Source organism: Mariprofundus sp. KV (assembly GCF_013387475.1).
GTDB lineage: Bacteria > Pseudomonadota > Zetaproteobacteria > Mariprofundales > Mariprofundaceae > Mariprofundus.
In genome coordinates this window covers 24,978-36,955 of record NZ_VWNB01000016.1, presented here as the reverse complement: position 1 = coordinate 36,955, position 11,978 = coordinate 24,978, and the positions used below count along the sequence as shown (strand labels likewise).

At 52.1% G+C, this 11,978-nt stretch carries 14 protein-coding genes; 12 read left to right on the top strand and 2 right to left on the bottom strand.

Annotated elements, in window-relative coordinates; genetic code table 11:
• The first annotated feature begins 544 nt into the window (after positions 1-544).
• The gene (locus F3F93_RS11980; RefSeq protein WP_176959430.1) at positions 545-1,420 is read left to right on the top strand and encodes a PfkB family carbohydrate kinase; all 876 of its coding nucleotides are present in this window, start codon (positions 545-547) and stop codon (positions 1,418-1,420) included.
• Here the strand turns inward: F3F93_RS11980 and F3F93_RS11975 are convergent.
• Positions 1,409-2,221, bottom strand: coding sequence for a MipA/OmpV family protein (locus F3F93_RS11975; RefSeq protein ID WP_176959429.1), 813 nt, complete (start codon positions 2,219-2,221; stop codon positions 1,409-1,411). The genes F3F93_RS11980 and F3F93_RS11975 overlap by 12 nt on opposite strands.
• A gap of 21 nt (positions 2,222-2,242) precedes the next feature.
• Between F3F93_RS11975 and F3F93_RS11970 the strand changes: the two genes are divergently transcribed.
• The 10 genes from F3F93_RS11970 (at position 2,243) to F3F93_RS11925 (ending at position 9,415) form a co-directional block, all read left to right on the top strand.
• The gene (locus F3F93_RS11970; protein ID WP_241697136.1) at positions 2,243-2,977 is read left to right on the top strand and encodes a DUF1722 domain-containing protein; all 735 of its coding nucleotides are present in this window, start codon (positions 2,243-2,245) and stop codon (positions 2,975-2,977) included.
• A gap of 9 nt (positions 2,978-2,986) precedes the next feature.
• Entirely contained in the window at positions 2,987-3,952 is a 966-nt protein-coding gene (locus F3F93_RS11965; protein WP_176959428.1) for a DUF523 and DUF1722 domain-containing protein, read from the top strand.
• 28 nt (positions 3,953-3,980) lie between these two features.
• Positions 3,981-4,517: a lipocalin family protein gene (locus F3F93_RS11960; RefSeq protein ID WP_347239255.1), complete on the top strand. Its 537-nt coding sequence runs from the start codon at positions 3,981-3,983 to the stop codon at positions 4,515-4,517.
• A 57-nt stretch (positions 4,518-4,574) separates the two neighbouring features.
• Entirely contained in the window at positions 4,575-5,054 is a 480-nt protein-coding gene (locus F3F93_RS11955) for a DUF523 domain-containing protein (protein ID WP_176959426.1), read from the top strand.
• Positions 5,055-5,120: 66 nt separating this feature from the next.
• Positions 5,121-5,573, top strand: a complete 453-nt coding sequence (locus F3F93_RS11950; protein ID WP_176959425.1) for a CBS domain-containing protein — start codon at positions 5,121-5,123, stop codon at positions 5,571-5,573.
• Between the two features lie 2 nt (positions 5,574-5,575).
• On the top strand, positions 5,576-6,889 hold the full coding sequence (locus F3F93_RS11945) for an ArsB/NhaD family transporter (RefSeq protein WP_176959424.1): 1,314 nt from the start codon (positions 5,576-5,578) through the stop codon (positions 6,887-6,889).
• 11 nt (positions 6,890-6,900) lie between these two features.
• A complete protein-coding gene (locus F3F93_RS11940) occupies positions 6,901-7,563 on the top strand; it encodes a class I SAM-dependent methyltransferase (protein ID WP_176959423.1) in 663 nt (220 codons plus the stop codon).
• A gap of 97 nt (positions 7,564-7,660) precedes the next feature.
• Positions 7,661-7,978: an EF-hand domain-containing protein gene (locus F3F93_RS11935; protein WP_176959422.1), complete on the top strand. Its 318-nt coding sequence runs from the start codon at positions 7,661-7,663 to the stop codon at positions 7,976-7,978.
• A 109-nt stretch (positions 7,979-8,087) separates the two neighbouring features.
• The gene (locus tag F3F93_RS11930; RefSeq protein WP_176959421.1) at positions 8,088-8,726 is read left to right on the top strand and encodes a metal-dependent hydrolase; all 639 of its coding nucleotides are present in this window, start codon (positions 8,088-8,090) and stop codon (positions 8,724-8,726) included.
• A 194-nt stretch (positions 8,727-8,920) separates the two neighbouring features.
• Complete coding sequence (locus F3F93_RS11925; protein ID WP_176959420.1) at positions 8,921-9,415, top strand: EF-hand domain-containing protein; 495 nt, start codon at positions 8,921-8,923, stop codon at positions 9,413-9,415.
• A 72-nt stretch (positions 9,416-9,487) separates the two neighbouring features.
• On the opposite strand, the gene F3F93_RS11920 is transcribed toward F3F93_RS11925, so the two are convergent.
• The gene (locus F3F93_RS11920) at positions 9,488-10,447 is read right to left on the bottom strand and encodes a 2Fe-2S iron-sulfur cluster-binding protein (protein WP_176959419.1); all 960 of its coding nucleotides are present in this window, start codon (positions 10,445-10,447) and stop codon (positions 9,488-9,490) included.
• 174 nt (positions 10,448-10,621) lie between these two features.
• Here F3F93_RS11920 and F3F93_RS11915 point away from each other — a divergent pair, with 174 nt between their 5' ends.
• Positions 10,622-11,854: a glycosyltransferase gene (locus F3F93_RS11915; RefSeq protein ID WP_206675438.1), complete on the top strand. Its 1,233-nt coding sequence runs from the start codon at positions 10,622-10,624 to the stop codon at positions 11,852-11,854.
• The last annotated feature ends 124 nt before the right edge of the window (positions 11,855-11,978 follow it).

Below are 11,978 nucleotides of genomic sequence, written 5' to 3'. Positions count from 1 at the left end.
GGTCATCTTCTTCACGTATCATGTGCAAGCCTTTTGGGTGAGAATGCCACCTGTCCTTGCACTTTACGCTACCATAAATGATTACTTATTGTTATATATCAATAGCTTGAGGGTTCTTGAGGACGATTCAAATATTAGATATTTAAGAGTGTTATGTGAGACCAGTCCCCGTACCAACAAGAAAGAGGCGAGTAACTTAATGTTACTCGCCTCTTTCGCGTTAGGCCTTTAATATCATAAACCCGAGTAACTTAATGTTACTCGCCTCTTTCGCGTTAGGCCTTTAATATCATAAACCCGAGTAACTTAATGTTACTCGCCTCTTTCGCGTTAGGCCTTTAATATCATAAACCTGAGTAACTTAATGTTACTCGCCCCTTTCGCGTTAGGCCTTTAATATCATAAACCTGAGCAACTTAATGTTACTCGCCTCTTTCGCGTTAGTGGGTTTTGTTCTTAATCCCGAGTGACTTCATGCCACCGCCTGCTTTGCCTGTTTTCATACAGCTATTCAGCCATCGCTGCTTTAAGGTAAGCTTGCTGCATGCTTGATCTTCTCTGTGTCGGCCACGCCTCCTACGATATTACCATGTCCTCCGCCCGTCATCCCGGGCCGGATGAGAAGATATTTGCTGATGCCATGCAGCTGGCTGGCGGTGGACCTGCTGCCAATGCGGCAGTGTGTGCGGCACGACTGGGGGCTGTGGCAGGCTTCTGTGGTTATCTTGGCAACGATCTGTTTGGTGATATCCATCTTGGTGAGTTGGAATCTGAGGGTGTTGATACCTCGCTGGTTCAACGCGGCGCGTATCCCTCGCCTGTCTCACAGATTCTCGCCAAAGCCGATGGCAAACGTTCGCTGGTCAATTATAAGGGAGAGACTCCCTGGCTGGCAGCCGATGCCGTTAGTATAGAGAGCAGTCCTAAAGTGATGCTCTTTGATGGTCATGAACCGCTGCTCTCTTTGCCGTTATGTCATCAGGCACGCAAGATGGGAGTGCCAACCGTGTTGGATGCAGGATCGTTGCACAAAGGTACACAGGAGCTGGCAGGCCTTGTTGATTATCTTGTGGCTTCGGAGAAGTTCGCACGCCAGTGGTGTGGAACTAATGATATGGAAAAAGCCCTGGATGAACTGGCAGCAGTGTCAGACACCGTGGTGATCACACTCGGTGAAAAGGGGCTGATCTGGTATCGCAATGGAGAAAAGGGAGCGATGCCCGCCTTTCAAGTGCATGCCGTTGACTCCACCGGTGCAGGCGATGCCTTCCACGGCGCTTTTGCACTCGGCCTTGCCAGAGGCATGGCGTGGCCTGATCTGCTGCGCTTCGCCTCCGCAGTCGGCGCACTCACCTGCACCAAACTCGGTGCCCGCCCTGCCCTGCCAAATGCTGCAGAGGTTCATGCTCTAATCGGCTGAACCGCGCCGTTCCGAACTCCAGAAGCTCCAGGCCAGACCCGCAGCAACTGCGACATAGTTTTTATCTTTTACCAGAGGACTATTGGTGATTACACCGGCAGAGAGATTGCGATAACGTAAGACTGAAAACAGGTTCAGTGAGTCACTGATGGCATAGCGAAGGCTGGCTGTGGCAGAGAGTGAGTGCAGCCCTCGTGCAGCCTGATAAGCGGATCTGGTTGCCGTGACATAAGCCGGAGCCACGTCATAGTAGTGCTTATGATAGGCGGTTGAACCATAGAGGAGGCCGGTCGCAAGATTGAGCTGCAGCTGCTCACTGATCTGCTGTTCAAGGCGTAGTTCAGGCTCAACGACCCATCCCAGCCAGCTGCCGGAGGTATCAACCACACCACGCCAGGGCAGTCGCAGCATCAGTTTACGGTCTTCCTCTTCGATGATCTGCCAGTTCAGACGCGGGCCGATCTCAAAACTGAATTTGAGTTCAGGCATGCCGGCACGGGCGCGATTGGTATTGCGAACCGGCAGTCCCACACCCAGTGATGCGTCGATGTTAATATTGTTAAAGCCGAAGAGTTTGCGTGTGATGCCGGAGCGGTCAATGCGCATACGCTGACCACGATAGATGACGTAGGGCACAGGCGCACCAACAAGGTAGCGCTCATCACTGCCCATATAGTGTGGCAGGGATGCGCCTCCCACAGCAATGCCCAACTCCCACAGTGGCGGTGCATCATCCTGCTCCTCAGCCCAGGCGGTGGATGAGCAAAACAGAGCAAGCAGCGTGATAGTCAGTCGCTTCATACTGCCGACTCTAGCGATGCGATGGCCATTGCAAAACTGTTTCAGATTTTGATCGTTAACGGTACGCTGGCACACATGCGTATATGGGATATCGATCCGGGTTATCTGGCTCGCCAGCAACTGCTTGGCGAACACAGAGAGCTGCACGGCATGTTTAATATCCTCGATCAGGGTAAAAAGGGTTATGCCAACCATCCTGAAACTCTGCGCTGGGTGGGTTGCATAGAAGCGTTGAAGCGGCGTCATGAGCTACTGGTCTCTGAAATGCTGTTGCGTGGTTATAACCATCATTCACCACTGGCAGAACAGCTGGGCGAAGTTGTCTGGCCAGATATTTATATCGATCCGCCCGCGCAGCAGCTTAGACTCTTAGCAGGTAAATATGCTGCTGATCAGAGGTCCGGGCGTATTCCGTTACCCGTAAACAGCCAGCAACTCTGGGCACAGCATAAATATTCAGTGATGGCGCATGATCCCAATCTCTATAAAGTAATTGGCCCGGAAGTTGCACATGGCCGCTATCGCGATGATATGGAGGGGCTTACCAGCCTGTTGGTTGAAACGCTCAGAGCACCAGTTGATGCGGGACGACTGTATAATGCACTTCAGCATATGTGGGGTTATGTCAAAGGGGACATACCACCGCCACAGCAGCCAGTTGTACTGCTGGATGCAATCCGCACTGCAGTCGTGGAGAGAAGGGTGGAGTATCTGCTGCACTCCACAGCACTTTCCGAGTTGGCGCTTTGGGTTTAAGGAGAGCATATGAATGATCTAGAGAATGCCTGTAAACCGCGTCTGGTTGTCAGCCGTTGCCTCGGCTTTGAGCCGTGTCGTTACAACGGCCAGACGATCGCCGATGATCTGGTTGAAAGTTTGAAGCCGTTTGTTGAGATCATCACGATTTGTCCGGAGGCTGATATTGGCTTAGGTACCCCGCGTCAGCCGGTACGGCTGGTGCAGCAGGGAGATCAGGTGCGTATGGTGCAGCCTTCAAGCGGTGCCGATGTTACTGATGCGATGCATGCATATATCGACAAGCAGAGAGCTGAGTTGACAGAGATCGACGGTTTCCTTTTTAAGGGGCGCTCTCCCTCCTGTGGTCCGTCGGTGGTCAAAATTTACAGTAGCGATCTGAAGGGGAGTTCAGCGATTAAGGGGATGGGCATGTTCGCCTATGCGGCGATCAAGGCATTCCCCTACGCCGCAGTTGAGGATGAAGGGCGGCTGAAAAACTTCCAGATTCGAGAGGCCTATCTAATGCGCCTGTTTGCGCTGGCGCGCCTGCGTGGACTTGAGCGCGCCTCTTCAGCATCTGCTATATCAACCTTCCACGCCAGCCACAAGCTGTTGTTGATGTGCTACCATCAGGAGCAGATGCGCGTCTGTGGCCGCATCGCAGCCAATCATGAGAAGCTTCCACTGCAGGATCTGGTGCAGGCCTACGCTACAGCCTTCCGCGAGGCGCTGATGCAGATGCCCCGCCAGAGCAACATTATCAACGCCCTCTTTCATGGTTTCGGTTGGATCTCTGAGGGGCTGAATAGTGCAGAGAAAAAACTGTTTCTTGATGCGCTTGAGGAGTACCGCGATGAGCGGGTGACGCTGGCGACACTGCAACATCTGCTGAAATCATATGTGATCCGCTTTGATCATGACTACCTTGGTTCGCAGCACTTTCTTGAGCCATATCCCAGAGCCCTGTTTGAACTCTCAGATTCCGGTCGTTGAGGTGCAAGCATACCCCGGTGTGTTGGAAATAAGGCGTGCCGGCCTCTGTCTGATCTCCGTGGTTTTGCTGCTCTTGAATGGGTGTACTGGTGTTCCCGAAGGCGTGCAGCCGGTGAGCGGGTTTGAACTCAACCGTTATCTTGGGAAATGGTATGAAATTGCTCGACTGGACCACTCATTTGAGCGCGGGCTGACTCAGGTGAGTGCCGAATATGTGTTGCGTGATGATGGTGGTGTGAAGGTGATCAACAGGGGCTACTCGGTTGATGACAACTCATGGAAGCAGGCCGAAGGCAAAGCATATTTTGTTGATCAGCCAGATGAGGGTTATCTTAAGGTGTCGTTCTTCGGGCCATTTTACGCATCATATGTTGTTTTCGAACTGGATCCGGAGTATCGCTACGCTTTCGTTACCGGCCCAGACAGATCATACCTGTGGCTTTTGTCGAGAACCCCGGAGGCACCCCCTGCAGTGATGACTCTATTCGTGGTTCAAGCGAAGGGGCTCGGCTTTAATGTCGATGGACTGATACGGGTCAGCCATGGAGAGGCAGCTCATGAGTGATGGCGCTCTCCCCTGTCGCAGCTTGTGTGAGCCCTGCTTTTGTATAACCATGCTATCATGCAGAAGATTATGGTAAGCGCATGCCTGTTGGGTGAGAAGGTTCGTTACGATGGTGGCGACTGTTGTCAGGCTGGTCTGATTGCGCAGTGGCAGAGCGAAGGACGGCTGATTGCGATATGCCCCGAGGTGGCTGGTGGATTGCCTGTGCCAAGGCCGCCTGCAGAGATGGTGCTTGGTGATGCAGATTTTGTATTGCGTGGTTGCGGGAAAATATGCACAGAGCATGGCGCAGATGTGACCGATGCATTTGTTGATGGTGCAGAAAAAGCGCTGGCGCTCTGTATCAGGCATAAGATCGGGTTGGCGATTCTGAAGGAGGGCAGCCCCTCCTGTGGCGTCTCGCGAATTAATGATGGCAGATTCTCCGGCGTGAAGGTCGAAGGTGAGGGTGTGACTGCCCGTTTACTGAGACGGCACGGCATCGCTGTATTCAGTGAATTGGAGGTTGAGCAGCTTGCCAGGCTTCTGAATGATTGAGTCTATACAGCAATCAGCTTGATTTCAGGCTAAACTAGGGGTGGCGGGGATGAAACAGGAGTCCTTATGAAGCTGATGGATGTTGTAATACCCACTGGTGTTGTCTATGCAGGCATGCTTATTGGTGAGGCCTTTCGTGAATGCGTTACCCACAACGTGGGTGGTCTGCCGTACTGCAATGCGGAAGGTAAAGTGGTGGGGCGGTTTTCACTGCGCCATACCTTTAAAAGTCTCTGCCTGCCTCAGGACATTTCCCATCATGCGCATCTTCTCGGCGACAGAATATGCAGTGAAAGCGCACCAGAAGTGGTCAACGGTGATATCCTCAGGCTCATCGTTGACCCCTATATCACCGGCCATATTGCCACAATTACCCCTCACTCTCCGGTGATTAAAGCCCTATCAATTATGGAAAAGTACAACTCCAGTTATGTGTTTCTTGTGGATGGCGATCAATATATCGGCGTGATTACGCGCATGGCCATTGCCCGACTTCTGCTCAAATATCATCAGTTCTGATTATGGTTGAAAACGCTACTGAATTGACCTCTGATATGTATATCGCCCTGGCCGTGATGCTGGGGGCCTATGTGCTGATCTTCAGTGAAGTTCTACATCGCACCAGTGCGGCGATCATCGGAGCTGTGGTGATGATCGGAGTGGGTATGATGGCGGGATTTTATTCACAGGATCTGGCCATCGCTGCCATTGATGGCAATACAATCCTGTTGTTGACCGCGATGATGATGGTGGTGGCGATGTTGCGGCCCACCGGTGGCTTTGAGTATGTGGCGGTAGTGCTCTCCAAGTATTCTCGCGGCGATACCCGCCTGCTGCTTATCTATTTGAGTCTGGCTGTAAGTATCATCAGTATGTTTCTTGATAATGTGACTACGGTGATCATTTTTGCACCGATCACTATCCTTATCGCGCGAATTCTTGAAGTGAATCCGATGCCATTTTTGATGGCTGAAGCGATGCTCTCCAACATTGGTGGTGCTGCCACACTGGTGGGTGATCCGCCAAATATCATGATCGGTACAGCGGGCGGCATCGATTTCACCCGCTTTATCATCCACATGGGGCCGATCATCTTTCTGGTCTGGTTGTTTACAGTGCTGCTGATTCTGTTTCTGTTTCGCAGGCACCTGCCCAAAGTAGATCGACCTGTTGATCTGGATGAGCGAAGAGCCATACACGATAGTGCAGGCCTCAAGCGCTCGCTCTTTGCTCTGGTCGTGATCATCGCGCTCTTTTTTATCCATCATCTGCTTGATATCTATCCCGCCTATGCCGCCTTTATCGGCCTCTGCATCGTACTGATTCTTGAGCGGCCAGAACCGGGGGCACTGTTCGGGCAGGTCAACTGGTCGGTTCTCGCCTTCTTTGTTGGCCTGTTCATTATTGTTGGTGGTGTTGATAGCTCCGGTCTTTTGCAATGGGTCGGATTGCAGCTGGTTGATGTTGCCCGTGATCCTGAAAAGTTACTGATGACCGGGCTGGTGGTAATGTGGAGTGCAGCGCTGCTCAGTGCTATTGTCGATAATATCCCCTTTACCGTAACGATCATACCGATTGTTCTGGGGCTGGAATCGATGGGGGTGAACATTACGCCGCTGTGGTGGGCATTGGCGATAGGTGTAGGCCTTGGTGGTAATGGCACCCATATCGGTGCAACAGCCAACCTGATTGCCATCACTGAGTCTGAGCGCTGTGGCATTCGCGGTGCAGCCATTACACCCATGGGTTGGATGAGAATAGGCATTCCCACCATGCTCTATAGCCTGATCATTGCCAGTCTGGTCTATAGCCTTTTCTTCTCGACATTTCTGTAGGTTACTGAAACATGGCAAATCAAACCATTCATATGGATGAGCAGCTCTACAGCTATCTTCTGGAGATGGGGCTGCGTGAACCGGAGGTGTTGCAGCGCTTAAGAGAGGCCACCGAAGCTGAAGAGATGTCGGTGATGCGCTCCGCACCGGAGCAGGGGCAGTTGATGGCGATGCTGATTCGTCTGACAGGAGCAAGGCGGGTGATCGAGGTTGGCACCTATACCGGTTATGCCACCCTCTGGATGGCACTCTCCCTGCCTGATGATGGCAAGATTATCACCTGTGATATCTCCGAGCGCTGGAGTGCTGTTGCCCGTGACTTCTGGAAGCAGGCCGGTGTTCAGGAGAGGGTTTCCCTGCATCTGCGCCCCGCTCTGCAGACACTTGATGAGCTGCTTGAGTGCAATGAGGCGGAGTGTTTTGACTTCGCTTTTATCGATGCCGACAAGGAGAGCTATCAGCAATATTTTGAACGCTGCCTGCAGCTTATCAGACCGGGTGGATTGATTGTCATCGATAACGTGCTATGGGGTGGCAGTGTGATTGATGAAACGAAGCTCGACAGTGCAACCGAAGCGATCCGCGCATTTAATCACAAACTGAAGGGTGATCCGCGCATTGATCTGGTGATGTTGCCGGTAGCAGATGGTATGACACTGGCGTTGAAGCGGTGATGCGGGGAATTTATGCGATAAGCAGCGCTGTTATAGCGACTGCAGCAATGGCAAGTCGGTCGCAGAGTCAGGGTTGTCTAAATCAGGAGGTGTCCGGATGAGAGCGTTACAAACAACTGTGGTGGCACTGTTTATAGCTCTGCTGCTATCAGCCACACCAGCACTGGCAGGTGAAAAGAGTGTGGGCTCCTATGATGCAAATGGTGATGGTCAGATCACCTTTGCCGAGGTGATGCAGCGACTGGAGAAGGCCGCCAGACCTGCATTCGACGCAATGGATAGAAATAGAGATGGTGTGATCTCCGATAAAGATTTTGATGATGTGCGCGAGGGGGTGGAGAAGCTGGAGCGCTGGTTTGAAGAGCTTCTTAAACCATTTATTCTCGAGGATGAGCCGCAACAGATGGAGTTTTAACCCGGGTTCATGGACGGGGGAAGAGGTTTCCTGAATTGCCGTGAGCAGGCTCACGGCGTGAGATATTGATATCGTTACGCTCTCCCGGTGAATGGATCAGGGGGATGATATGGCTAACTTCAGAACCCATCTGACCGTTGCTGCGGCTGGAGCCTTGAGTGCAACGGCGCTGGTTATGCAGGCAGGAGTAATAAGCCATATGCAGGCTTTGCTGCTGTTTCTGCTGGCCCTGCATGCCGGGCTGCTGCCGGATATCGATTCTGACCACTCCATTCCTGCCCGAATACTCTTTACGATACTCAGCGTTGCCACGGCAGTTGCGGTCATTTTTCTCTGTTATACAGCTTTAAGCCTTCTGCCCTTGCTTGCCTTATCACTGCTGGCGGCACTCTTTGTTCGCCTGCTGCTTTTGCCGCTGTTTGCTGCGACCACGGAGCACAGAGGCCTGTTCCACTCTCTGCCGATGGCACTGCTGTTTGGCATGGCTACGCTCTTTTCCGGCCACCACCTGCTTGGCTGGGCGGCGGCTTTTGCATGGCTGGCGGCGGCCTTTGTTGCCGGTGGTTATCTGTTGCATCTGCTGCTTGATGAACTCTACAGCGTTAATTTTCTCGGCGCTTCGATCAAGGCCTCTTTCGGAAGTGCACTGACTCTGTTCAGCAGCCAGAGCTGGCGCTCTTATCTGTTTTTGTACGGTGCAGTTATTTATGGACTATGGATGGCTCCGCTGCCACAACAGTTCATGTAGTCGCTCACTGATGGATGTTGTCAGAAACATTAGGATCGCTTTAATTATATGTTAATTTACTAATAAGAGGGCGCCGCTAGATTGCCGCAACGTTTGTGTCGCGGCGGGCACTGTTGGTGAACGCCGGTACATGCGCTATGATTTGTGATGTTCGGAATCTATCCATCATCTGCTGATAGAAAGGGGAATAATCGATGAAAAAATTACTACTGTTTGCGGGTTTTATGATGTTGGCAGCGCCTGCCCAGGCCGCTTTTCTGCCCTCCTATGATCCAGAGGTGACCGCAGACCAGGTGATGGCGGTGAAAGACTACAACCATGACGGCAAGATCGATGCTGCTGAATTTGAGCAGGTGGCCTCCCACCAGTTTGATAAAATCGATACCAATGGTGATGGTTTTATCAGTGGCGAGGAGATGTATGCCAAGCGCTATGCCGGCCGTTCAGAGATGAATATCAAGACACCGGAAGTTCGAGCGCAGATGATTAACAGCATCATGAAACGCTGGGATAGTAACAAGGACAGGCAGATCAGCAGGGATGAGAAGCTGGAGTCTGTGCGTAATGAATTTATGAGAATTGATCGCGATCTGGATCATACGATTACCCGCCAGGAGCTGGTTACCTTCTGGGAGCTCAGGCTGGCGGATCTCAAAAAGAGCCAGACGGATAGTGATAGTAAAGATTAACCTCTTTATTGCGTCTTGTTGATGAAGATGGCGGCCACCCAATCGGGTGGCCGCTTCTGTTTGATCGTGAGTTTATCCGAAGGTGTCGCTGTGGATTGAGTTCTCATCCACGCCATGCCTAAAGCAGTTTCTGCGCATGGCTGTGACAATGGCAGCGTCACCACAGAGAAAAGCAGCCCAGTCATCTCCAGAGCCGAGTTGAGCCGGAATCAGCGTGTCGATAGAGCCGCTCAGGCCATTCTCGGGCGCTTCGCCATGCAACACGCAGGGGATATAGCTGAGATTGTCATGTTCAGCAGCCAGTTCAGACAACGCCGTATGAAGATAGAGATCATCGCTACTGAGGCCTCCATGCAAGAGGGTGATTTCCCGCCTGTGCCCGAACGACAACGCATCGCGAAGAATACCGTAGAGAGGAGCTAAACCGGTGCCGGTGCCAGCCAGCAGCAGTGGCCGATCAGCATAGGCATTGCGGTAACAGCAATCACCCATCGCCTCACTGAGCAGCAGTTCATCACCACTCTTCAGCTCATTGGCAATCCAGCCGCTCATTTTGCCGTCGGGCAGCAGTCGGATATGAAACTCCAGCTGCCCATCATCGGGAACAGAGGCCAGGGAGTAGCTGCGAGCCAGACCGTCGCCGGAGCGGATGATGTTTACAAACTGGCCCGGTTTGTAACTGAAGTTATCAGGAGAAGTTGTTACCAGCCTGATGATTGACGGGTTAAGCTGTTCGATCTTACTGACTGTTACCGGAATATATTCGTCCCTGCGGTCAGGGCGGCTGATTTCAAGGTCAGACTCAGGTTTACAGAGACAGGAGAGAAAATAGCCCTTCTCTTTCAGGGTCGGCTTGATACCCATCTGTGCAGATGCAGGGGGTATCCCCTTCACCGCTTTAACCAGGCAGCCCTGACAGAGGCCGCTGCGGCAACCATAGGGGAGATTGGCACCCTGACTGTTCACCCCGTCCAGCAGTGTCTGCTCCGAACTGCATTCATAGCTGTTACCCTGATAGGTGATAGTCGGCATAAAATCTCCGTGGCTTAAGAAAACGCTGAAAATCAGACCTGTGTGGTTTTCAGCATATCCGGAATATCCCGCTATCCTGAGCCCGAATCATGCTAATTCAACGTAAAGAGTTTGGGGCTATTGACCGTTGAGGGTGCCGCTGTTGAGATGGCGTCTATGTCAGTGGAGAAAGCGATGAAAGTATTGATGGTTGGAGGCCTCTGGCCTGAACCCGCCTCATCCGGTGCGGGCTTGCGTATGCTGGAGCTGAGTAAACTGTTTAAACAGCAGGGTTGGCGGGCAACCTACGCCGCTACAGCGGCAACAAATGAGCATTCGGTGGATCTGAAACAGTTCGGCATTGATAGCGTCGAGATTCTGATGAATGACAGTAGTTTCGACCGATTTGTATCAGATCTTAAGCCGGAGATTGTTCTGTTTGATCGTTTCTCCACCGAGGAGCAGTTTGGCTGGCGAGTTGAAAAAAACTGTCCGGATGCGATGCGTATCGTGGAGACCGTCGATCTTCATTTTTTACGTGAGGCGCGCCACAAGCAGTTCAAAGCGAGCAAGAGTGTTATCTGCGAACTCTCGAAAAACGAGTTAATCAATGAAGTTGCCGTGCGTGAGATCGCTTCTCTTCTGCGCTCGGATCTGTCGATTCTGGTCTCAGGCTATGAGATGGAACTGCTCAAAAAACAGTTCGCAATTGATCCCTCCCTGCTGCACTGCTGCCCGTTCATGTTCGATGAGTCAGCGATTCATGCCGACGCGCCTGAATTCAGCAGTCGCGCCCACTTTGTAAGTATCGGCAACTTCCGCCACGCTCCGAACTGGGATGCCGTTGTGTGGCTGAAACAGGAGATCTGGCCGAAGATCAGGAAAGCGCTTCCCAATGCCGAGATGCATGTTTACGGTGCCTATGCACCACCCAAAGCAACCGCACTGGATGATGCGAAAACAGGTTTTAGGGTACTTGGCCGGGCAGCAGATGCAGATGCGGTGATGCAGCAGGCGCGCATATGTCTGGCGCCACTGCGTTTTGGTGCAGGCATCAAGACCAAACTGGCCGATGCAATGAGAAATGGTACGCCGAATGTCACCACCAGCGTTGGCGCAGAGGGCATGGCTGGTGATCTGCCGTGGAGCGGCATGGTTGCCGATAGTGCCGAGGAGTTTGCCGAAGCTGCAGTGTCGCTTTATCGTGATGAGTCGGCCTGGTCAGAGGCGAGAGAACAGGGCTTTGATATTGTGCGTGCACAGTTCAGCGCAGAAAAAAACGGCCCTGAACTGATCTCACGCATCAAAGAGATTCAGGCTAATTTAAAGCAGCACCGGTTGAATAATTTCACCGGTGCCATGCTGCGCCATCATCATCAGCGCAGTACAGAATTCATGTCCCGCTGGATCGAAGCCAAAAACCGCTAATAATCTTTAACCACAAAGACACGAAGGCACAAAGAGAGGAATAGAAGGAAGCAATTATCAGATTGGCTGCGACTTTCGACTGATGCCAAAGACCTCAGTTTTTATGTTTTTCTTTGTGTCTCTG

What these genes read in the sequence shown, in the direction of transcription:
- F3F93_RS11970 (WP_241697136.1), top strand. Translation starts at nt 2,243, where the DNA reads ATGGCCATTGCAAAACTGTTTCAGATTTTGATCGTTAACGGTACGCTG.
- F3F93_RS11925 (WP_176959420.1), top strand. Translation starts at nt 8,921, where the DNA reads ATGAAAAAATTACTACTGTTTGCGGGTTTTATGATGTTGGCAGCGCCT.
- F3F93_RS11975 (WP_176959429.1), bottom strand. Translation starts at nt 2,221, where the DNA reads ATGAAGCGACTGACTATCACGCTGCTTGCTCTGTTTTGCTCATCCACC.
- F3F93_RS11955 (WP_176959426.1), top strand. Translation starts at nt 4,575, where the DNA reads ATGCAGAAGATTATGGTAAGCGCATGCCTGTTGGGTGAGAAGGTTCGT.
- F3F93_RS11915 (WP_206675438.1), top strand. Translation starts at nt 10,622, where the DNA reads ATGAAAGTATTGATGGTTGGAGGCCTCTGGCCTGAACCCGCCTCATCC.
- F3F93_RS11980 (WP_176959430.1), top strand. Translation starts at nt 545, where the DNA reads ATGCTTGATCTTCTCTGTGTCGGCCACGCCTCCTACGATATTACCATG.
- F3F93_RS11930 (WP_176959421.1), top strand. Translation starts at nt 8,088, where the DNA reads ATGGCTAACTTCAGAACCCATCTGACCGTTGCTGCGGCTGGAGCCTTG.
- F3F93_RS11940 (WP_176959423.1), top strand. Translation starts at nt 6,901, where the DNA reads ATGGCAAATCAAACCATTCATATGGATGAGCAGCTCTACAGCTATCTT.
- F3F93_RS11950 (WP_176959425.1), top strand. Translation starts at nt 5,121, where the DNA reads ATGAAGCTGATGGATGTTGTAATACCCACTGGTGTTGTCTATGCAGGC.
- F3F93_RS11920 (WP_176959419.1), bottom strand. Translation starts at nt 10,447, where the DNA reads ATGCCGACTATCACCTATCAGGGTAACAGCTATGAATGCAGTTCGGAG.
- F3F93_RS11945 (WP_176959424.1), top strand. Translation starts at nt 5,576, where the DNA reads ATGGTTGAAAACGCTACTGAATTGACCTCTGATATGTATATCGCCCTG.
- F3F93_RS11965 (WP_176959428.1), top strand. Translation starts at nt 2,987, where the DNA reads ATGAATGATCTAGAGAATGCCTGTAAACCGCGTCTGGTTGTCAGCCGT.
- F3F93_RS11935 (WP_176959422.1), top strand. Translation starts at nt 7,661, where the DNA reads ATGAGAGCGTTACAAACAACTGTGGTGGCACTGTTTATAGCTCTGCTG.